General features: G+C 67.5%; 16 protein-coding genes and 6 pseudogenes. 11 read left to right on the forward strand and 11 right to left on the reverse strand.

Annotation, left to right across the window (positions count from 1 at the left end):
* The first annotated feature begins 190 nt into the window (after positions 1-190).
* Positions 191-1864 carry a GMC oxidoreductase gene (locus tag C7T91_RS27375; RefSeq protein ID WP_108263024.1) on the forward strand — a complete coding sequence of 558 codons (1674 nt, stop codon included), beginning with the start codon at positions 191-193 and terminating at the stop codon, positions 1862-1864.
* Positions 1865-2586: 722 nt separating this feature from the next.
* On the opposite strand, the gene C7T91_RS27380 is transcribed toward C7T91_RS27375, so the two are convergent.
* The 7 genes and pseudogenes from C7T91_RS27380 to C7T91_RS37180 form a co-directional block, all read right to left on the reverse strand.
* On the reverse strand, positions 2587-4668 hold the full coding sequence (locus C7T91_RS27380) for a methyl-accepting chemotaxis protein (protein ID WP_108263026.1): 2082 nt from the start codon (positions 4666-4668) through the stop codon (positions 2587-2589).
* 99 nt (positions 4669-4767) lie between these two features.
* The gene (locus C7T91_RS27385) at positions 4768-5532 is read right to left on the reverse strand and encodes an ABC transporter permease (protein WP_108263028.1); all 765 of its coding nucleotides are present in this window, start codon (positions 5530-5532) and stop codon (positions 4768-4770) included.
* The gene (locus C7T91_RS27390; RefSeq protein ID WP_108263030.1) at positions 5529-6275 is read right to left on the reverse strand and encodes an ABC transporter ATP-binding protein; all 747 of its coding nucleotides are present in this window, start codon (positions 6273-6275) and stop codon (positions 5529-5531) included. The genes C7T91_RS27385 and C7T91_RS27390 overlap by 4 nt, the downstream gene beginning before the upstream one ends.
* 72 nt (positions 6276-6347) lie before the next feature.
* Positions 6348-7352, reverse strand: coding sequence for an ABC transporter substrate-binding protein (locus tag C7T91_RS27395; RefSeq protein ID WP_108263032.1), 1005 nt, complete (start codon positions 7350-7352; stop codon positions 6348-6350).
* A 67-nt stretch (positions 7353-7419) separates the two neighbouring features.
* A complete protein-coding gene (locus C7T91_RS27400) occupies positions 7420-8286 on the reverse strand; it encodes a DUF6880 family protein (protein WP_108263035.1) in 867 nt (288 codons plus the stop codon).
* A gap of 74 nt (positions 8287-8360) precedes the next feature.
* Positions 8361-9959: a metal-dependent hydrolase family protein gene (locus C7T91_RS27405; RefSeq protein WP_108263037.1), complete on the reverse strand. Its 1599-nt coding sequence runs from the start codon at positions 9957-9959 to the stop codon at positions 8361-8363.
* An 80-nt stretch (positions 9960-10039) separates the two neighbouring features.
* A pseudogene (locus C7T91_RS37180) lies at positions 10040-10354 on the reverse strand (isopentenyl transferase family protein); the annotation flags it as partial.
* Between the two features lie 197 nt (positions 10355-10551).
* On the opposite strand from C7T91_RS37180, the pseudogene pyrH reads away from it, so the two are divergent.
* The 6 genes and pseudogenes from pyrH (at position 10552) to C7T91_RS40510 (ending at position 14773) form a co-directional block, all read left to right on the forward strand.
* Positions 10552-11218: pseudogene (gene pyrH / locus C7T91_RS27415) on the forward strand (UMP kinase).
* 113 nt (positions 11219-11331) lie between these two features.
* Positions 11332-11901 carry a ribosome recycling factor gene (frr, locus tag C7T91_RS27420; protein WP_108263041.1) on the forward strand — a complete coding sequence of 190 codons (570 nt, stop codon included), beginning with the start codon at positions 11332-11334 and terminating at the stop codon, positions 11899-11901.
* Between the two features lie 142 nt (positions 11902-12043).
* Positions 12044-12720: pseudogene (gene uppS, locus C7T91_RS27425) on the forward strand (polyprenyl diphosphate synthase).
* Positions 12633-13337 (forward strand): annotated as a pseudogene (locus C7T91_RS40505) (phosphatidate cytidylyltransferase); the annotation flags it as partial. The pseudogenes uppS and C7T91_RS40505, both read left to right, overlap by 88 nt.
* Positions 13338-13527: 190 nt before the next feature.
* A complete protein-coding gene (locus tag C7T91_RS27435) occupies positions 13528-13740 on the forward strand; it encodes a hypothetical protein (protein WP_236638555.1) in 213 nt (70 codons plus the stop codon).
* Positions 13741-14281: 541 nt separating this feature from the next.
* Positions 14282-14773 (forward strand): hypothetical protein, encoded by a 492-nt coding sequence (locus C7T91_RS40510; protein ID WP_456237873.1) that lies wholly within the window; start codon positions 14282-14284, stop codon positions 14771-14773.
* A gap of 527 nt (positions 14774-15300) precedes the next feature.
* Here C7T91_RS40510 and C7T91_RS27450 read toward each other — a convergent pair.
* The 3 genes and pseudogenes from C7T91_RS27450 to C7T91_RS27460 form a co-directional block, all read right to left on the reverse strand.
* Positions 15301-16489: pseudogene (locus tag C7T91_RS27450) on the reverse strand (8-oxoguanine deaminase); the annotation flags it as partial.
* Positions 16486-17289 (reverse strand): inositol monophosphatase family protein, encoded by an 804-nt coding sequence (locus tag C7T91_RS27455; protein WP_236638535.1) that lies wholly within the window; start codon positions 17287-17289, stop codon positions 16486-16488. The gene C7T91_RS27455 and the pseudogene C7T91_RS27450, both read right to left, overlap by 4 nt.
* A 103-nt stretch (positions 17290-17392) precedes the next feature.
* A complete protein-coding gene (locus C7T91_RS27460; protein WP_108263045.1) occupies positions 17393-17758 on the reverse strand; it encodes a helix-turn-helix domain-containing protein in 366 nt (121 codons plus the stop codon).
* A 324-nt stretch (positions 17759-18082) separates the two neighbouring features.
* On the opposite strand from C7T91_RS27460, the pseudogene C7T91_RS38760 reads away from it, so the two are divergent.
* Together C7T91_RS38760 and C7T91_RS27465 are read left to right on the forward strand one after the other, a co-directional pair.
* A pseudogene (locus C7T91_RS38760) lies at positions 18083-18391 on the forward strand (alcohol dehydrogenase catalytic domain-containing protein); the annotation flags it as partial.
* 24 nt (positions 18392-18415) lie between these two features.
* Positions 18416-19042 carry an NADPH:quinone oxidoreductase family protein gene (locus C7T91_RS27465; protein WP_330848903.1) on the forward strand — a complete coding sequence of 209 codons (627 nt, stop codon included), beginning with the start codon at positions 18416-18418 and terminating at the stop codon, positions 19040-19042.
* A 6-nt stretch (positions 19043-19048) separates the two neighbouring features.
* On the opposite strand, the gene C7T91_RS27470 is transcribed toward C7T91_RS27465, so the two are convergent.
* Positions 19049-19933, reverse strand: a complete 885-nt coding sequence (locus C7T91_RS27470; protein ID WP_108263047.1) for a LysR family transcriptional regulator — start codon at positions 19931-19933, stop codon at positions 19049-19051.
* An 18-nt stretch (positions 19934-19951) separates the two neighbouring features.
* Between C7T91_RS27470 and C7T91_RS27475 the strand changes: the two genes are divergently transcribed.
* The gene (locus C7T91_RS27475; RefSeq protein WP_236638536.1) at positions 19952-20266 is read left to right on the forward strand and encodes a DUF1127 domain-containing protein; all 315 of its coding nucleotides are present in this window, start codon (positions 19952-19954) and stop codon (positions 20264-20266) included.
* Between the two features lie 169 nt (positions 20267-20435).
* A complete protein-coding gene (locus C7T91_RS27480; RefSeq protein ID WP_108263051.1) occupies positions 20436-21194 on the forward strand; it encodes a Bax inhibitor-1/YccA family protein in 759 nt (252 codons plus the stop codon).
* Positions 21195-21323 lie beyond the last annotated feature (129 nt).

Here is a 21323-nt window from a genome sequence, read left to right on the forward strand (position 1 = left end):
TTGTGCATCTGCCCGAAATGCACCAATTCCAGGACCTGGGACAACGGACAAGCAAGGAAAATGGTTGTCCGCTCCTCGGGAAGGTGACAGGTCTTTGCAAACGATTGCCAAACCGTTTCGTCCGGCCACGCCGCGCGCGGCAGATGGCGAGGTCGCAACGCAACGACCCGAGTACAGGAAACACCGCAACATGTCCGAGACCCGCCACGACGTGCTGGTTGTCGGCTCCGGCGCCGCTGGGGCCCTTGCCGCCCGCGAACTCACCGCGCAGGGCCTGTCCGTCCTCATGCTGGAGGCCGGTCCGCCGGTCGGCGCGGCGCATTTCAAGCCGCGCAAGGCCAAGCCCAAGACCGCGATCAACCTGCCGGAGCGCGGCCTTGCCACGCTGGCGGGCCAGCACCTGCAGGCGCGCGCGCTGTTCTTCTCCCGCAAGATGGGACGGTTCTTCGTGAACGACCGCAGGAACCCCTACACGACGCCGGAGGGGGAGCCCTTCCTCTGGGTGCGCGGCCGCCAGGAAGGCGGACGGATGCATTCCTTCGGCCGTGTCCTGATGCGCTGGACCGACGACGATTTCCGCATCCATAGCCGGGCGGGACGCGGGCTCGACTGGGCGTTCGGCTATGACGAAATCGCGCCCTATTACGAAGAAGTAGAGCGTATGCTCGGCCTCTACGGCAACGAGGACCAGGCGGCGACGATGCCGGACAGCCTCTATGCCCACCCGGCCTATCTTACTCAGGCAGAACGGATTTTCCGGGAAAAGGTGGAGACGGCCGACCCCGCGCAGCGAGTGGTGTCCTGGCGCTATGTCATGGCCGAGCCCGACCGGATGCTGCCGCCGATGCGGCAGGCCAAGGCGACGGGGCTGCTTGAGATCCGCCATGATGCGGTCGTGCGCCGGGTGCTGGCAGACCCGGAAGGACGGGCCACTGGAGTCGAATTCGTCGACCGGATCGGCCATGACGTCCATGTCGCGCGGGCGGCGGCGGTGATGCTCTGCGCCTCGCCGGTCGAGACGGTCCGGCTCCTGCTGAACTCCGCCACGAAAGAGCAGCCGGAGGGGCTGGGCAACAGCTCGGGCAAGCTCGGCCGGTACTTCATGGACCAGTTGCCGGTGCTGGCACAGGGCCAGTTTCCCGCCGCGAAGGGCTGGGAAGACGACCGCTCCGGCCCGGCCGATCCGTTCTACGCGCAGCCCGGCGGCATCTTCATCGCCCGCGCCGACCGTCCGCTGGCCGAGCGCGGCGAATACGCATTCCAGGGCAGCCTCGGGCGGGCCGCCCTGCCCTCGCGGGACGATGCGGCCGCGTTTTCCTTCTTCGGCTTCGGCCAGATGCTGCCCTACGAGGACAACCGGATCACGCTGGACCCGGCGCGGGTCGATGCCTGGGGAATCCCGGTGCCGCATATCCGCTGCGTGATGCATGACTACGAGACGGCGCTGATCCAGCGGCAGCAGGACGAGTTGATGGAAATCGTTTGCCGAGCCGGCGGCGCGTTCGACTTCATCGGCTCGCCGCTCGGCCTGCGCGAGATGAACCGCGGCGGCTTCCCGCATGCCGATCCGCTCAGCCGCCTGTTCTTCCGCAAGATGTTCACCAAGTCGATGTGCATGGGCTCGGCGATCCACGAGACCGGCGGCGCCATCATGGGCACGGATCCGGCGGCCTCGGTCGTGGACACCTGGGGCCGCAGCTGGGACGTGCCGAACCTCGTCGTTGCGGATGCCTCCGCCTTCCCCGGCAGCGGGGTGACCGGCACGACGCTGACCGTCATGGCGCAGGCCGTGCGCGCCGGCCGCCGCCTTGCCGCCGCAGCAGGCCGGCATCGCCGTCCGGGACGGCGGCCGCGCCCGCCATGAGCGCGCGCAGCTCCATCATCGGTTTGGCCATCGGGGCATCCCTCGCTCCAGGCTGCGCCGGGTCTGTCGAACAGGTGGCGTTCACCGGCGCGATGCCGGCAACCCAACCCTGCCGGGAGACCCGATGGACACCGGAAGCGACACCGCCCCCCGGGACACGATCGCAGGCGATCTGGTTTGATCCCGAGATGGAGTGGCGGCTACATGGCCGGGGCAAGCGGGATCACCAGAGATCTTTTCCGAATGAGGCGGGTCCGGAAACGGCCCGGACCGCCAGAGCCCTGCCCGGGGATTGCGAAACAGACATGCCTGCGTCTGAAGGTCCTGTTCGGCCTGATGCTTCGGTAACCAGTTGGCCCAAGCGCAACCCTCGTTGAAATGGCCGGACTCGACAGGCCCGTGCCCGACTGTTCTACCTTGCGCCGCCATACTGCCCGGATCGCAGCGCTGGAGAATGGCGCGCCGCTGCGCGCTGGCCGCTGGCGCCTTAACCACACGCTGCGATCGCCAAGTGGTGATCTCGCAGGTTTGCCCATGCCGGGCGTTTTAGGACCCATAAATCGGCTTCCATTCAGAACTTGCACGACAGCGCCGCGTCTCTGGCGTGATCGTGCTGCTGATGGGCAAGGCTCCGAAATCGAGCGGTGGCTTGCAAACGGAGCGGGCGGGCCGCAGGGAGCGTCGGCTCGACCGGGCCACGGTGTGGCCGTGCGCCGGACCGGTCAGGCGCTGCGCGATCTGGCGGTGCCGTTGGTTGTCCAGGCGGTTTCGCCGCCGGGGGGCGTGGTCCTGAAATAGGCAGCTTCGTCGCGCATCGCCTCGACCTTTGCGCCGAAGCTCTGGACGGCGGCGTTGGTTTCCTCGGCCATGGCCGCGTTCTGCTGGGTGACCCGGTCGAGGTCGCTGATCGCGCGGTTCATTTCGCCGAGCCCCAAGGACTGCTCTTCCGCCGAGGCGGCGATGCTGCGGATGAGGTCGAGGACGGTGGTCATCCGGGCGTCTATCTTGGCGAGCGCGCGTTCCGCATCGCCGACCTGCTGCACGCCGTCGGTGACCTGGCGGCCGGATTCCGCGATCAGCTCCGCGATCTCGCGCGCGGCATCCGCCGATCTCTGCGCCAGGGCGCGAACCTCGGAGGCCACCACGGCAAAACCGCGTCCGGCCTCGCCCGCGCGGGCGGCCTCGATCCCGGCATTCAGCGCCAGAAGGTTCGTCTGGAAGGAAATGTCGTCGATCACGCTGGTGATCTTGGAGATTTTCTCGGAGGAGGCGGATATCCTGCCCATCGACTCCATGGCGACGGCAATGACGGCTGCCGATTCGACGGTTTCCTGCTTCGCCTGCTGGGCCTCGCCGCGGGCGTCGCGGCTGCGCTCGGTCGTGCCGCCGACGGAATTGGTCAGCTCCTCGAGGGCGGCGGCGCTTTGTTCCAGGGTTGCGGCCTGGCGTTCGGTGCGGCGCGCGAGATCGTCGCTGGCGCCACGGATCCCGGCGGAATCGGCCACCAGTTCGCCGGACTGGCCGAGCACTTCGGTGATCACCGAATCGACCTTGGAGATCGCCTCGTTGAAGTTTTCCCGGATCGCGTCGAGATCGCCGAGGTCGCGGGTGATCCGGGTCGCGAGATCACCGTCGGAGAGGCTGCGCAGGGCGCGGCCGGCCTCTTCGAGGGTGATGCGGAAAGCGGTCGTGTCGACCGCGAACTTGACGACGCGGACAACCTTGCCGGAGGCATCGCGGATCGGGTTGTAGCTGGCCTCGATCCAGACTTCGCGGCCGCCCTTGCCGATCCGCTTGAACTGGTCGGCCAGCGTCTCGCCCGCGCGCAGCCGCTGCCAGAAGGTGGCGTAGTCGGCACTGTCGCGATAGGCGGGGTCGAGGAAGATGGCATGCTGCCTGCCGACGATCTCGTCCAGCTCGTAGCCCATCGCCTTAAGGAAAATGTCGTTTGCCGTCAGTATTTTGCCCTGCGCATCGAACTCGATCACCGCCTGGACACGCTGGATCGCGGCCAGCTTTGCGTTGACGTCGGCTTCGCGGTTCTTCGCCTCGGTGATGTCGAAGGCGTATTTGACCACCTTGAAGGGACGGCCTTCGGGGTCGATGAGGGTTTCGTAGGTGGCTTCCAGCCAGATCACGCTGCCGTCCTTGGCGATGCGCTGGACCTTGCCGTTTTCCGAGGCGCCGGTGGCAAGGCGGTGCCAGAATTCGGCATAGTCCCGTCCCTCGGCCTCGCCTTCGGGCATGAAGATGCGGTGGTGGCGGCCCTTGATCTCGTCGAGCGCGTAGCCGGTCGCGTTCAGGAAATGGCTGTTGGCAGTCAGGATGGTGCCGTCGAGATCGAATTCGATCACCGCCATGCTGCGGGCGACGGCATCGACCTGGCCGCGGTTGTCGCGGCGGCGCAGGTGGTAGGCGGTGATGTCATGCGCGGTGATCAGGATCTCCTGCACCGTGCCGTCCGCGCCGGTCACCGGCGAGACCATGAGGTCGAGCCAGATTTCGCGTCCGGCCTTGTCGAGATGCGGCATGATCCGGGCGGCGTCCTGTCCGGCGGCCACCTCTGCCTGCAGCCTTTCGATGTCAGGCGTTCCGCGGTCCTTGGCGCGCAGGAGGTCGAAATAGCTGCCGCCGGTGACGTCGGCAGCGCCATGTCCGGTCGCATCGCAGAAGGTGGCATTGGCCTCTCTCACGGTCCAGTCGGGGGCCAGGACGAGCACCAGATGGCTGCGTTCGATGGCCTCCAGCCGGGGGTTGCGGGAGGGGGAAGGCGGTTTCTGGCGGAAGGAAAACAGGGAGAACATGGCCAATCCGGAACGAGGGTCCCGCCATGCATGCCCTGAATTCCCTTTCCAAGGCGTTTAAGGAAACAAGCATTCTGCGCCTTGGGTGCCGGAACCGGGTCAGCCCTGCGGCCGCTCCGCCCAGCCCGCGAAGATCTTCTCCAGCGCGACGACGATGTAGTAGAGCACGATGCCGAGGAAGGCCAAGGCGATCAGCACCGCGAACATCAGCGGATAATCCGCGCTGATTTTCCCCGAGTCGAAGAGCGCGCCGAGGCCGCGGCCATGGGGCGAGACGATCTCCATCAGGTTGGTGCCGATGAAGGCCAGCGTCACCGCCACCTTCAGCGCGCCGAAGAATTCGGGCAGGGTCTTCGGCAGGGCGATTTTCCGGAACACCGTCAGCTGCGAGGCCCCGAGCGAGCGCAGGATGTCGCGGTATTCGGGCTCCAGCGTGGAAAGTCCGATCGAGACCGAGACCGCGATCGGGAAGAAGGAGATCATGAAGGCGATCATGATCGTGTTGAAATCATGCTCGCCGACGAAGATCAGTGCCATGATCGGCACCACGGTCGCCTTCGGGATGGCGTTGAAGCCGACGAGCAGCGGATAGAGGCCTTCGCGGGCAATGCGCGAGAAGCCCATGACCATGCCGATCCCGGTGCCGGCGATGACGGCCAGCAGCAGCCCCGCGACGGTGCGCCAGAGCGTCTGCCAGCCGTTTTCGAGGAACAGCCAGCGGTATTTCCAGAAGGCGGGCCAGAGATCCGAAGGCGAGGCCATCTTGTAGTCCGGCCAGCCCTTGGCCCAGACCAGCCATTCCCAGAAGAGCAGGAAGAGGAGCATGGCCGCGAGCGGCACGAGGATCTTGCGCAGCAGGGTCATGCCGCGGCCCTGCCCTGGGCGATCCGGATCTGGCGGCGCAGCGTGGCGAGCATCTCGACGGCCTCGGGCGTATAGAGGATTTCGAGGTCGCGGTTTTTCGGCAGGCGGCTCTGCATCCGGTACTGGACGCGGGCGGGGCGGGCGGACATGACGACGATCTCGTCGGCGAGGAAGACGCTTTCGCGCAGGTCATGGGTGATCAGCACGGCGGTGAACTTCTCCTCGGCGCGCAGCCGGTGCATGGTCTGCCAGAGGTCCTCGCGGGTGAAGGCGTCGAGCGCTCCGAAGGGCTCGTCGAGGATCAGCACCTCGGGACGATGGACGAGGGCGCGGCAGAGCGAGGCGCGCTGGCGCATGCCGCCCGACAGTTCCGAGGGGCGCTTGTCCTCGAAATCCGACAGGCCGACGAGGGCCAGGAGGTCGCGGGCGCGGGCGGTGCGCTCGGCTTTGGAGAGCTTGTTGGGGACGATTTCGAGCGGCAGCAGCACGTTCGAGAGGATCGAGCGCCATTCCAGCAGCACAGGGTTCTGGAAGGCCATGCCGACGGTGGCGCGGGGCGATTTCACCATCTGCCCGCCGAGCCAGACCTGGCCCTCGTCGGGGCGCATCAGCCCGGCCACGAGCTTCGTGAGGGTGGACTTGCCGCAGCCCGAGGGGCCGACGAAGGCGGTGAAGCTGCCCGGCGGCATCTTGACGTCGAGATGGTCGAGCACGGGCAGGGGACCGCCGATCTCGGCGGACATGGGGCCTCGCAGGACAGGAAGAGGCCCCGGGTCAAGCCCGGGGCGGGACAGGGCGTGCGGAGAGGCCGGAACTCAGTCGAGCGCGAAGCCGCCCTCGGGCAGGTAGGCATCGGTGAAATACAACGCCGGATCGGGCGTGCCCTGGAACTCGTAGGTCTCGGCGATCTGTTCGAGCGATGCCGCGAAACGGCCGGGGTCGATATTGCCCATGCCGTGCTCGGCGACCCAGGGGGTCAGGACGTTGGCGTCGATGACCATCTGCAGGCGGCGGGTCTCCAGTTCGGCATCGCCCGCCGGGTTGCGCTCGATCACCATGGCGGCGCCGGCCGCCGGATCGGCGATCGCGTCCTTCCAGCCCGCCGCGACGGCGGCGAGGAAGCCCTTGACCAGCTCGGGATTGTCTTCGGCGAAATCGGTGTTGACGATGATGCCGTTGCCGTAGAGCGACAGGCCGTGATCGGCCATCAGGATGGTGGTGATGTCGTCTTCCGGCACGCCGAGCCGCGCGAGGTTGAGGAAGGACGAGAAGTTGTAGCCGGTCACCGCGTCGACCTTGCCCTCCGCGAGCATCGGCTCGCGGGTCGGGAAGCCGACGGGTTCGACCTTGATCGTTTCCATGTCGAGCCCGTTGGCGGTGGCGAAGGGGGCGAATTGCGCCCAAGCGCCGTCGGGCGGCGGTGCGCCGAGCACCTTGCCCTCGAGATCCTGCGGTTCGGAGACCCCGAGCGAGGCGCGGCCGATCACAGCGAAAGGCGGCTTGTCGTAGCTCATCATCACCATGATCACCGGCGCGTCCGGGTTCTGGTCCTTGAACTTGATCAGCGAGTTGATGTCGGCGAAGCCGAAGGGATAGGCGCCGGTCGCGACCTTGGGGATCGCGTCGAGCGAGCCCTGGCCGGCAAGCACCTCGACCGAAAGGCCGTTCGCGGCGAAATGGCCGTTGTCGATGGCCGCGAAATAGGGCGCCGCAGGCCCTTCGAATTTCCAGTCCAGGGCAAGCTGGACATCGGTTTCGGCCTGGGCCGCAACGGCCCCGAGCCCGAATGCGGCGACCGCGGTCATGGCGCGCAGAAACATGATCGGACGTTCCTCCCCTCCGGAAGCAAATGGATGGGGCGGAGCCTGCCCGCGGCCCGGACCCTTGTCAGGGAGGGCAATCCGGCGGCGCGATCAAATACGGTCCGCGCCGCAGATTGTGCACAATCACCGGGCGGATTGCTTCGCAAGCAGGCGGCCGGAGAAGCGTTCGCCGGGATCGAGCGCCAGTTCGAAGAGCGCGAAGCCGTCGCTGCGGTCGCCGAGATCGGCCAGTCCGAGCCCGGCCAGCTCGGCTGCGGCCCCGCGGAGCCGCGGCGAGGTCGCCACCGGTGTCGGCGGGCGAGGACAGCCCGTAGCTGCGGTAGCGCTCCAGATCGGCGCGGTCCGGCGGCGCGGCCTGCCAGGCGGTGGCGATCTCCTTCAGATGCGCCAGCCCCGTCGGCCCCAGCGCCCCGGAAAGCGCCGGGATGATGCCGTCGAACTCGCCGAAATCCGCCGCCGCCACCGCGTCGAGAATGCGCTCGGCCAGGGTTTCGGGATCGGCGGAGAGCCGCGGCGCCAGCGCTTCGATCATCTCCACCGCGCCGCCCAGAACCTCGCCGAGCGCGCCGTTGCCGTCATCGGTGCGGGCATGGATCGAGGGGGCGAGCTGCAGGAAGGACCATAGCAGCTCGAAGGCGCCGTCGGGGTCCTCGGGCGCGATCGAGCCTGCGATCATCGACAGCAGCCCGGTGAGGTCCTTGACCAGCGCGCGCTGCTTCTGCCAGTCGATCCACGAGGTCGCGCGGCGCAGCGAGGCCATGCGCTTGCGGATGTCGGCGGCGACCTCTTCGGGACCCTGCGCGGCCGCGAGCTCCATCCGCGCGCGCCGCTTCAGCGCGGCGCTGCCCTGCACCAGTTCCATCACCAGCGCGGCGAGGGTCTCCGCGCCGAGCTTTTCCAGATTGGCCTTGTTCAGGGTGGTCTTCGACATGTCAGGGGCGCCGCGCGTTTGGAAAAAGATGCGCGGCGACCCTGCCCGATGCGGCGCCGGACGGCAACCGCCGGTCAGGCCCGGCGGTAATCCCGCGCGACGCGGCCGTCCTTCAGCACCAGCCGCAGATGCGTCTCCGGACGGCCGAGCAGGGTGATGTCGGCGAAGGGGTTGCCCTCGACCGCGATCAGGTTGGCCCGCGCGCCGGGCGCGATCACGCCGGCCTCGCCCTCCATCCGGCAGAGTTTCGCCCCGGTCTCGGTGACCGAGCGCAGGATCTCGGCCGGGCCCAGCACCTTGGCGAGCAGGTCGAATTCCATGCCGCCGTATTTGCGCAGCTGGCCCAGCAGGTCGGTGCCATAGGCCATCGGCAGCCCGGCCTCGCGCATGATGGCGAGCGACTCGATTCCCTTGTCGCGGACGATGTCGATCTTGGCCTGCTCCGCAGCGCCCAGCCCCAGGGCGGCGCCCTCGAGCTTCAGCCCCTCATAGGCAACGAGCGTCGGCACCGCGATGCAGCCCGCCTCGGCCGCCATCCGCGCAGTCTCCGGGGTGATCAGGTTGCAGTGTTCCAGCGAATGCACGCCCAGCTCGACGCAGCGGCGGATGGCGGCGTCGTGATAGACATGGGCCGAGACATAGGTATTGGCGTTGCGGGCCTCCTCGACCATGGCGCGGATCTCGTCGGCGGAATACTGGATCGCGTCGATCGGATCGTTCGGCGAGGAGACGCCGCCATTGGCCATCACCTTGATGAAGCGCGCGCCTTCCTTGAGCATCTTGCGGCAGGTGCGGCGGATCTCGTCGACGCCGTCGACCAGCACGCCCATGTTGCCCAGCCGCCAGCCCATCGCGTCGGGGCGGATGTCGGTGCGGGCGCGCAGGTCGGTATGGCCGCCGGTCATCGACAGGCCCTTGCCGCAGATCACCAGATCCGGCCCGTCGACGAAGCCGTCCTCGACCGCGCGCACCAGCCCCAGATCGGCGCCGCCGAGATCGCGCACGGTGGTGAAGCCGCGATCCAGCAGCTCCTCCATGATCCGGCCCGCGCGGAAGGCGGCCAGCGAGTCCGGCGCGGTGGCGTTGTCCCACAGATCGAGCGAATGGGCGACGACGTGGAAATGGCTGTCGATCAGCCCCGGCATCAGCGTCAGCCCGCCCAGATCGACGGTGTCCGCGCCCTCGGGCGCCGCGCCGCCGACCTGCGCGATGCGGCCGTCCCGGACCGTCACCGAACCGGGCGCGCTCAGCGCCTCCGATCCGGGCAGGACCAGCCGGGCATTGGTGTAGACCGTCACCGTCATTGTCTCGTCTTCCTCTTCCGTCAATCCAGCGGCGCGGCCATCCGCGCGGCGTCGAGCAGCGAATAGACCGGCAGCCGCAGTGCCTGCCGCAGCGCCCCGGCATAGGGCGGCAGGTTCCCGCATTCCAGCACCAGCGGCCGCGGCCTCGATGCCGCTGCCCGCCAGAAGCCCGCGCAGCTCGTCCAGACGCTCGGGATAGGCGGTGACCGCGACTTCCGGACGGAACTCGCGCGCCAGGCGGGCCAGCTTGGCGATGTTGCCCCCGGCCGTCAGCGCGACGACCCGGTAGGCCCCGGCATCGCGCCGGATCAGGTCGAGCGTGCTGTCGCCGATCGATCCGGTGGCGCCGAAAACGGAAATCCTGCGCATGTCCTCAGCCCCAGGGCGTGGGCGGGAAGCCCACCACCTGCTCCACCATCAGGAACAGCACGGTCGCGCCCAGCATGCCGGAAATAGAGCCCGGTGCCGCCGACGATCACCGGCGCGGGGCCGTCTGCCAGGAGCGGCGCGACCTCGCGCAGCCAGTCGCCGACCGAATAGGTCTCGCGGTAGCCGACATGGCCGTAGAGCAGGTGCGGCGCGGCGGCGAGATCGGCATCGTCCGGGCGCGCGGTCAGGATGCGCCAGCCGTCATAGACCTGCAGCGCATCGGCATTCACCACCTTGCGCCCTTGGCGCAGCGCCAGGCCGAGCGCGAGGGCGGATTTGCCGGAGGCGGTGCAGCCCGAGAGCAGGACCGGACGGCCGGGATCGCAGGCGGGCAGGCGGTTATCNCACCGACATTCCCGCCTCCGCGGCGTTGGGGCACCTCGNAGCACGGTTGTGCCCGGGGCGGGTTTNCGGACAATGTCGCGGCGCAAGAGAGGACTTCGAGGATTTNGTGTGACATGGNGTGACGAGAAAGCAGCGANCGCCGGTGACGTTCAAGCGCGTATTGCTCAAGATTTCCGGCGAAGCGCTGATGGGGGACCAGGCCTTCGGCCTCCATCCGCCCACCGTGGAGCGGATCGCGTCCGAGGTGAAGAAGGTTCATGACCTCGGCGTCGAGATCTGCATGGTGATCGGCGGCGGCAACATCTTCCGCGGGCTGCAGGGCTCGGCGCAGGGGATGGAGCGGACCACCGCCGACTACATGGGGATGCTGGCGACGGTGATGAACGCGCTCGGCATGCAGGCTGCGCTGGAAGCGCACGGCATCCATACCCGCGTGATCACCGCGATCCGCATGGACGAGGTGGCCGAACCCTATATCCGCCGCCGCGCCGTGCGCCATCTCGAGAAGAAGCGGGTCTGCATCTTCGCCGCCGGCACCGGCAACCCGTATTTCACCACCGACACTGCCGCGACGCTGCGCGCCAACGAGATGGGCTGCGAGGCGATCTTCATGGGCAAGAACGGCACCGACGGGGTCTACGACAAGGATCCGCGCACCAATCCGGATGCGAAACGCTATGACAGCGTCACCTATGACGAGGTCCTGGCGAAGAACCTGAAGGTCATGGATGCCTCCGCGATCGCCCTGGCGCGCGACAACTCGAANGCCGATCATTGTCTTCCCGCTGGACGAGCCGGGCGGGTTCTGCGGCATCTTGCGGGGCGAGGGGACCTATACAAGAGTGCACGGTTAGGCGTATAGAACCGTGCCGGGCCCTTGCGGCCCGGGCGGCTCCGCCCCCATGCAATCCGGCTCCCGCCCCGCGGTCCGAGCCGGCAACGAAAGAAACAATGAGGCTGCTCGCTCATGTCTACCGAAGATGACCTAGAGATCGACCTGGACGACCTGAAGCGCCGGATGGACGGCGCGATGGCATCGCTGAAGCACGAATTCCAGACGCTGCGCACCGGCCGCGCGGCGGCAACGATGGTCGATCCGATCCATGTCGACGCCTATGGCGCCTCGACCCCGATCAACCAGATCGGCACCGTGAACGTGCCCGAGCCCCGGATGCTGACGATCAACATCTGGGACAAGTCGCTGGTCGGCAAGGCCGAGAAGGCGATCCGCGAAAGCGGCCTGGGGATCAACCCGGTGGTCGACGGCACCATCATCCGCCTGCCGATCCCCGAGCTGAACGAAGAGCGCCGGACGCAGCTGACCAAGGTCGCCGCGCAATATGCCGAGCATGCCCGCGTCGCGATTCGCAACGTGCGCCGCGACGGCATGGACCAGATCAAGAAGGCCAAGTCCGCCGGCATGAGCGAGGACGACCAGAAGATCTGGGCCGACGAGATCCAGGAGCTGACCGACGCCGCGATTGCGAATGTCGACAAGACGCTCGAGCACAAGCAAGCCGAGATCATGCAGGTTTAACCGCCTGCATGTTCCCATTTCCCGCTTTTGCGGGCTTTACCTGTTTTGCCCTTCGGGGCCTGTATGTTCAGTCCATCGAACGAGGATAAATTGGCGGCAAAAGATTCCTCCGTTACGCCGGCAGCGNCATGTCGCGATCATCATGGATGGCAATGGCCGCTGGGCCAAGAGCCGGGGGAAGCCGCGGTTGTTCGGTCACAAGATGGGCGCGCGCCGGGTCCGGGAGGTCGTCGAGGCCTGTCCGGATCACGGCGTCCGCTACCTGACGCTCTATGCCTTCTCGACCGAGAACTGGAAACGTGCGCCCGCCGAGGTTGCCGGGCTGATGGCGCTGTTCCGGCAGTTCATCCGCTCCGAGACCGGCGAGCTGGTGNCGCGAGGGCGTCCGCGTGCGCTTCATCGGCGACCGCCGTCCGCTGAACTCCAAGCTGCGCCGGATGATGGGCGAGCTCGAGCAGGCGACTGCCCGCAACGACACGCTGAACCTGACCGTGGCGCTGAACTACGGCGCGCGCGACGAGCTTGCCCGTGCCGCGGCGCGCATGGCGGCCGATGTCGCCGGCGGCCGCATCTGNCGGGGAAACCGTCGATGCCGACAGCCTGCGCCCCTATCTGGACACGGCCGACCTGCCGGATCCGGATCTGGTGATCCGCACCTCCGGCGAGACGCGCATCTCCAACTTCCTGCTCTGGCAGGCGGCCTATTCGGAGTTCGAGTTCACCGATGTCTTCTGGCCGGATTTCGGCCGCGCCGAGCTGGGCCGCATCCTCGAGAATTTCGGAACCCGCGAACGCCGCTTCGGCGCCGTGCTGACATGACCGGCCCGGCCGGAAAGGCCACGGGGTCGAAGATGGCCGATCTCGTCCCGCGGNCTGTTGTCGGGGCTGGTGATGGCGGGGCTCGGCCTGGCGGTGGTGTCGATCGGCGGCCCCGTCCTGGCCGTCTTCGTGGCCGCCGCCGTCGGGCTGATGGTCTGGGAGCTGGCGCGGATGTGCGGCTCGGGCGAACCGGTCGTGCTTGCCGCGGTTGCCGCCGTTTCGTCGCTTCTGGCGATGCTCCTGCCCGAGGGCTGGNGGCNGTGCCCTTCCTGATCCTGCCGGCCTTCGTCGGCCTGGCGCGGCTCGGCCACCGCAAGATGACCTTCGCGGTCTTCTCCGTGCTGATGCTGCTGGCGGGCTTCGGGCTCGTGCATGTGCGGGTCGATTTCGGCGCGGCCTGGATGGCCTGGCTGATCCTCGTCGTCGTGGTCACCGATGTCTTCGGCTATTTCGCCGGCCGCCTGATCGGCGGGCCGAAATTCTGGCCGAAGATCAGTCCGAAGAAGACCTGGTCCGGAACTGTCGCGGGCTGGGTCGGCGCCGCGCTGGTCGGCTGGGGCGCGATCGCGCTTCTCGGCGGCGGCAACGAGGTGATCGGCCTGTCGATCGGCCTGTCGATGGCCTCGCAGCTCGGCGACATCGCCGAAAGCGCGCTGAAGCGCCGCGCAGGGGTCAAGGANCAGCTCCAACCTGATCCCCGGCCATGGCGGCCTGTTCGACCGGTTCGACGAGCGCACCTTCGAGCAGCTGCTCGAATTCTTCGACGCGAACGGCCTGCCGAAGAAGAAAATCCTCGGCTTCTTCTCGATGGTGCAGGGCACCAAGAAGCTGCATGGCGAGACCATCGAGGCGATGCGCGCAGCCTATCCCAAGCGGCTTCTGGACGTGACCGTGCCCTTTGCCTCGGAGATCGAGAAGATGGGCGTGCACCGTGCGCCGGTCGCCTCCTTCGCCCCGGCAGGCAGCGCCGCCGCCAAGGCCTATGGCGCGCTCTGCGAGGCGCTCTCCAAGCGGGTCTGAGCCTGCTCCGCGGGCGCCTGTCATCAGGGCGTCATGCCGATGTGATCCCTGCTCCGGAGGCCGCCTCGGGCGGCCTCCGGAGCAGGGAGATCACGGCATGCAGGACGGGGCGGAAACCATCGGCGCGGCGGAGCTGGCCGAAGCGCTGCGCGGCAGGATTGCCGAGCTGCGCGGAGCGGCTGGCCTCCATGCACGCCCTCGGCTACCGGCCGAACCACGCGGCGCGCGCCCTGCGCTCCGGCCGGTTCCGCAACCTCGGCGTCGTGATGTTCACCCTCTCCTCCTACGGCAACATGCGCACCCTCGACGCCATCGCCGTCAACGCGGCCNAGCAGGCCGTGGACGGCATCGTCATCGTCATCGAGGCGCACATCGTCGACGGCGCCGACGTCGAGCTGCCCGAGGGGCTCTCGGTCGTCGTCATCGACTCCACCCAGCGCCCCGAGGATGGCCGGCCGGGACGGCGCCTGCGGTCCGCGTGCCCCCGACGGTCGGCGGCTTCTCGGCAGAACAGGCAGCATCGGCGATTTCCGGGACCGGGATGCCGGCGCGATGTCCGATCCCGGCCTCAGGATCCGAGGCAGGGGTCCGCCAGATCTTCGCCGGTTCCGGGAGCTTGGCAGCGCCCGCCAGGCCGTGCCGTCCCTCTCCGCCGGAGGCGTCAGCTTCCCGGGACCGTCCGGCGGCCCATGCGCTGCCGCAGCGTGACCGGCATGCCGGCGACCATGTTCTGCGGGGAGGGGCATGCCTGCGGAACGGCCGCGACCTTGCGCTCGCGGCGGTCCGCCTGATCGAGGAAGGGACGGTCGACCGGATCGCGGTGGTCGATTGCGACGTGCATCAGGGCGACGGCACCGCTGCGCTGCTCGCCGGCCGTCCCGGTATCGTCACCTATTCAATCCACGCCGAAAANACGCTCGCGCCCTTCCTAGGCGAGCATCGGCCGCAGCTGATCCTCTACCAGGCGGGCGTCGATCCGTTTGCCGACGACCGGCTTGGCCGCCTGTCTCTCAGCCTCGATGGGCTGATATAAATGCCGAGGCCGATCGAATATCAGCATTCTTCGGATGATTTCGATCGGTTCCTTTGTAAGCTTATCGAGCAGACGGGGCTCACCACGCGCAATCAGGCCTACACGACTGCACAAGCGGTGCTCTATGTCTTTCGGCGACGGCTCGNTGCGGGCGATTTTCGTCGCCGACTGGGACGTGGATCAGGTGCAGGCGCCATTCGAGGATCGTTCTGCCATGACGCAAAAAGCGCAGTCCTTACGCAGGGACCATAACTTTTCTCCCGCTGCTCGGCCTCGCGCTGGCGGTCAATCTCGGCGGCCACCTGGCGATCCGCAACCTCGCCCGCTCGCATCTGCCGGGGCCCTCCGCGCGCGCACTCGGCGTGGTCTTCGGCAACCGCAACACGGTGCTGGTGCTCGCCTCGCTGCCGCTCCTGTTCTCCCGGATCGACCGTCCCGGCCGGGGAGCCTGAACCGGAACCGTACCGCCCGCCAGCGCGCGCCACGGAAGCCGCTCGCCCCGGTGCCGGCCGGAGCCCCCCGGGCCTCGGCCCCGACAGGAGCAGCGCCCCGACCGGGTCCCAAGTCCCGGCCGCCTCGACCCCCGAGACGTCCCAGATGGCGATGTCGGCGCGCTTGCCCGGCTCCAGAGTGCCGAGATCATGGAGCCGCCCCAGCACCTCCGCCCCGCCGCGCGNCGTCGGCGCCGCGCGACACCCGTTGCAGGAGCATCGCCATGCGGGCCTCGGTCACGAGGTTCGAGCCGTCATTCGAGGCAGAGCCGTCGACGCCCAGGCCGACCCGGATACCCGCATCGCGCATCGCGCGCACCGGCGCGATGCCCGAGCCGAGGCGGCAGTTCGAACAGGGGCAGTGCGCCACGCCGGTGCGGCTGCGCGAGAACAGGTCGATCTCGGAGCCGTCGAGCTTGACGCAGTGGGCATGCCAGACATCCGCGCCGGTCCAGCCCAGCTCTTCGGCATACTGACCGGGGCGGCAGCCGAAATTGGCCAGGGAAAACGCGATGTCCTCGTCGTTCTCGGCCAGATGGGTATGCAGCCGCACGCCCTTTTCGCGGGCGAGGATCGCGGCGTCGCGCATCAGGTCCCGGCTGACCGAGAAGGGCGAGCAGGGGGCGATGCCGACCTGGATCATCGCGCCCGGGCCCGGATCGTGGAAGGCGTCGACGACGCGGATGCAGTCCTCGAGGATCGCTGCCTCGCGCTCGACCAGGCTGTCGGGCGGCAAGCCGCCGGCGCTTTCGCCGATCGACATGGCGCCGCGCGTGGCCAGGAGCCGGATGCCGACCTCCTGTGCGGCGTCGATCGTGTCGTCGAGCCGCGACCCGTTCGGATAGAGATAGAGATGGTCCGAGGTCAGCGTGCAGCCCGACAGCGCCAGCTCGGCAAGCCCGGTCATCGCCGAGACGCGCATGTGTTCCGGGGTGAAGCGCGCCCAGATCGGATAGAGTGTCCTGAGCCAGCCGAAGAGGAGCGCATCCTGACCGGCGGGGACGGCGCGGGTCAGGGTCTGGAACAGGTGGTGATGGGTGTTGACGAGGCCCGGGGTGACGACGCAGCCGGCGGACTCCAGGATCTCTTCGCCCGCCGGGGCCAGGCCGCTGCCGATTTCGGCGATCGTCCCGCCCTTGATCCGGATGTCGGCCTGCGGCAGTTCCCGACGCGCGCCGTCCATGGTGACGACGACATCGGCGTTCCGGATCAGCAGGCCGCTCATGCGGCGCCTTCGGTCTCGGCCACCTGCGACAGCACGGCAAGCGCCTCGGCATGCAGGTCTGCAGAACCGGCCGCGATCAGCCGCCCGCCCTCGTCGGCGGGGCCGCCGGTCCAGTTGGTGACGATGCCGCCCGCCGCCTCGATCACCGCGATCGGGCCGGCCACGTCATAGCGCTGCAGCCCGGCCTCGATCACCAGATCGACATGGCCGAGCGCCAGAAGCCCGTAGGCATAGCAATCGGTGCCGTAGCGGGTCAGCCGCGCCCTGGCTGCGACCTCGTGGAACAGCGCGCCTTCGCGCGGGCTGCCGACTTCGGGGAAGGTGGAGAACAGGATCGCCTCGGACAGAGAGACGCCCTTGCGGGCGGCGAGCGCCGAAGCGCCCTGCGGTCCGCTGTAGCGCGCCGTGCCCAGTCCGCCCTCGAAGCGTTCGCCGATGAAGGGCTGGTCGATGATGCCGTAGACCGGGCGCGTGCCCTCGCAGGCGGCGATCAGGACGCCCCAGGTCGGCGTGCCGGACAGGAAGCCGCGGGTGCCGTCGATCGGGTCGAGCACCCAGGTCAGGCCGGAGCTGCCTTCGGTGATGCCGAATTCCTCGCCGAAGATGCCGTCTTCCGGGCGGCGGTCGGCCAGGATGGCGCGCATCGCGGCCTCGGCGGCGCGGTCGCCCTCGGTGACCGGGTCGAAGCCCGCGGCCGCCTTGTTGTCGGCGCCGAGCCCGCGCTGGCGGAAATGGGCAAGGGTTTCCGCCCGGGCCGCGTCGGCCAGGGCATGGGCGGTGTCGATCAGCGACTGGGACAAGGAAACTTCCGCGGCAGAGGATTGCAAAGTGTATGTGGGAGTGGCCGCGCTGGCTGCGTCGGGACCAACCCTGCGGGGCTGGCGCGGCTTGTCTGTCAGGCCGTCAGGCCGCGTTGCTGAGCACCCGTGCCAGCTCGAAAAGCTGCCGGCGCTGGTCCTCGGGGATGGCGTAGTAGGACCGCACCAGATCGAGCGCCTCCTTGTCTGCCAGCAGATCGCCTGCCGGAGAGACCTGATCGATGCCGTCCTCGGCCTCGATGCCTTCGAAGAAATAGGCGACCGGAACCTCGAGCGCGACCGAGATGTCCCAGAGGCGGGAGGCACTGACGCGGTTCATGCCGGTTTCGTATTTCTGGATCTGCTGGAACTTGATACCGACCTTCGTCGCAAGCTGCTGCTGGGTCATGCCGACCATCCAGCGCCGGTGCCTGACCCGTTTGCCTACGTGAACGTCTACCGGATGTTTCATTGCCACCTCCTGGCTGTGTCTCGGCCGGAACAGCCAGAAAGTTTCCCGTCATGCAGGGCTGGCTGCGGGGTCAATGCCCACGTTGCGGCCTGCGGCAAAACTTCAAAAAGCATGTATCCTCCTCCGGTTCCCGCAAAACCCCCCTCCCCTAAGGGTCCCGGAGACCGGACTTCCGTTGAGACTGTTGATATACGTTGCGAATCTCGGGACATGCCCACCGCAGAATGCTGGCTGACGCCATTGAAATGCGGAAGACCTGCCAAAGACCACCTTTCCTAGAATTTACTACTGGGTAAACACGTAGCACTGTAAATGGGGTTTGTCATGCGCGCTTACCAAATTTCCGACTTCGAGCGGGCTCCCGCTCTGATTGAGGTCGATGCACCGACTGCAAAAGCCGGAGAGGTTCTTCTGAGGATAGAAGCCTGCGGGCTGAACTTTGCCGATCTCCTGATGGCGAAAGGGAAATATCAGGATATCCCGCCGCTGCCCGCGACACTTGGACTCGAGTTGGCCGGAACCGTCGAATCGGTCGGCGACGGCGTGGCGAATCTCTCTGCAGGTGAACGGGTTGCAGTCTATGCAGGGTCCGGCGGGCTGGCCGAATACGGCGCTTTTCCGGCCTCCCGCTGCCTAAAACTGCCCGCGGGAATGCCGGTGACGGAAGCTGCCGGGTTCCAGATCGCCTATGGCACCTCGCATCTGGCGCTGGAGCATGCGGCGCGGCTGAAGCCCGGCGAGACGCTGCTGGTGACCGGGGCCGCGGGCGGTGTCGGGCTGACGGCGGTGGAGATCGGCAAGCTGATGGGCGCAAGGGTGATCGCCTGCGCCCGCGGCGAGGCCAAGCTGGCGGCGGCGCGGGCGGCCGGAGCGGACGAGGTGATCGACAGCGACCATCCCGATCTGCGCGGCGCGCTGAAGGAGCTGGGCGGCGCCGATGTCGTCTACGACACGATCGGCGGGCCGCTCTTCACCCCCTGCTTCCGCGCCTGCCGGCCCGAGGGACGCTATCTCCTGATCGGTTTCGCCGGCGGCGAGGTCCAGCAGATCCCGGCGAACCACCTGCTGGTCAAGAATGTCTCGGTGATCGGCTTCTGGTGGGGCGGCTACCTGAAATTCAACGAGCCGGCACTGACACGCAGCCTGGAGACGCTGCTCGGCTGGTACGCGGAGGGCCGGCTGAAGCCGCATGTCAGCCACGTCCTGCCGCTCGACCGGGTCGAGGAGGCGATGACGCTGCTGCGCGAGCGGAAATCCACCGGCAAGATCGTCATCGCGATCTGACGCAGGCTATTCGGCGGCGGTGCGCTCCGCGCCGCTGCCCGGCGCGCCATAGGCCAGCCGCAGCAGCGCCTGGATGCGCTCCACCGCGGGGCTGGGCATGCCGTTGCGGCGGTACATGTTGATATGCATGGAGGGCAGAGCCGGAAGCCCCGCGCAGTCCGGCACCTCCTCGCAGCCCACCGGCATCGCTCCGCGCAGCATGACCTGAAGCGCGAAATCTGCCGCCACGCTGGCCTCGACGGTGCGCGAGCTGTCGGCCTCGACCGCGAGGTCCCAGGGAATGCCTTCGGCCTCCAGCGCCGCCTGGACCGGAGCACGGAACAGGCAATTCGGCTCGAAGGCCAGCCGGAGCGGCCGGTCGCGCCAGATCCGCGAGTCCTTCGCGCCGATCCAGACCATCGGCAGCGTCGCCAGCGTCTCGGCGCCCTCGGGACGGGATTCCTGCGTCGTCAGGATCACGTCGCAGCTGCCGTCCTCCAGCTGCCTGAGCAGGCCGCGGGTGAAGGAACTGACCAGATGCACCTTCACCCGCGGGAATTCGGCCGCGAAGCGCTGCATCACGCCGGGGATATGCGGATAGACGATGTCATGCGGCACGCCGAGCGTCAGGCGGCCCTCGTAATCCTGCGTGGTCAGCCGCGTCACCGCCTCGTCGTTCAGCTCTAGCATCCGCCGCGCATAGCCGACCAGCTGCTCGCCCGCCGAGGTCAGCGTCACGCTCCGCGCCTGCCGGTTCAAGAGCTGCACGTCGAGCGCCTCCTCCAGCCGCTTCATCTGCATGGAGACCGCCGACTGCGTCAGGTTCAGCACATTCGCTGCCCGCGTGACGCCGCCAAGCTCGGCAATGGTGATCAGCGACCGCAGGGCGGCCAGGTCGAGGACACGCGACATATCAAACCTCGTGATGTATTGGTCAACAAACATTCGTTTCAAAAATGGATCAGGAAAGATCATACATCAGCTCACATGATGTGTTCCAGTTTTTTCATCACACAGACGAAAGGATGTTCCATGTCCGGCCAAGCCTGCCCCCGCACCGCCCGCCTTCCCTTCCTGCCCCGGCTGCCGAAGCTGCGCCTGTCGCGGTTTTTCGCGCTGCGCCGGCAGCGCCGCCATCTGCGGCAGCTCGACGCACATCTCTTGCAGGATGTCGGCCTGACCACAGCCCAGGCCGAGCGCGAAGCGCAAAAGCCCTTCTGGGATGCCCCGGATTGGTGGAAATGACCGGTTTGGCGGGATTTTCGGCGATCGAACCGGCGGTCTGAGAATCTGTCGCAAATTTGCGTGGTCCGCCGCTGATCCGCTTGAAAGCGGCCGCCCGGATGCCTTTATGATTAGCTGAGCCGCGGCCCCGTCCGGGGCTGCACCTGTTTTTCACTCGAGGAGGCAACCAATGGCTGACTTCCAGACGATGCGCGGCACCGCCGGAGTCCGCACGGCTGCAATTGACGCGGGCCTGAAGGCCCACATGAACAAGGTCTACGGCACCATGTCCGTGGGCATGCTGCTGACCGCCCTGGCGGCATGGGCCATTTCCGGCCTCGCGGTCGCGACCGACCCGTCCACCGGCCAGCAGGCGCTGACCGGCCTCGGCCAGGCGATCTATGCCAGCCCGCTGAAATGGGTGATCATGTTCGCCCCGCTCGCCTTCGTTTTCGGCCTCTCCGCCGGGATCAACCGCATGTCGGCGGCGACCGCACAGCTGGTGTTCTACGTCTACGCCGCGGTGATGGGCCTGTCGCTGAGCTCGATCTTTCTGGTCTTCACCGGTGAATCGATCGCCCAGACCTTCCTGATCACCGCCATCGCCTTCGCCGGCCTCAGCCTCTACGGCTACACCACCAAGAAGGACCTGTCGGGCTTCGGCACCTTCCTGATGATGGGCGTGATCGGCATCCTGGTGGCGTCGATCGTCAACATCTTCATCGCCTCCTCGGCGCTGTCCTTCGCGATCTCGGTGATCGGCGTTCTGGTCTTCGCGGGCCTCACCGCCTACGACACCCAGCGGATCAAGACCGACTACATCGCGCATGCACAGCATGCCGACCAGGAATGGCTGGGCAAGTCCGCGATCATGGGCGCGCTGTCGCTCTACCTGGACTTCATCAACCTCTTCATGTTCCTCCTGTCATTTCTCGGTAACAGAGAGTAAAGTAGAAACCTCAGCCACGAGCTGACAACGCCCCGCCAAGCCTCAGGTTTGGCGGGGTTTTTTGTGTTTTCAGGGCCCTTGAGCGCACACTGCCGCAAGAAAATTGCAGCGAACAACTCTCCTTCGAGA

The organism is Mangrovicoccus ximenensis (assembly GCF_003056725.1).
GTDB classification, from domain to species: Bacteria; Pseudomonadota; Alphaproteobacteria; order Rhodobacterales; family Rhodobacteraceae; genus Mangrovicoccus; species Mangrovicoccus ximenensis.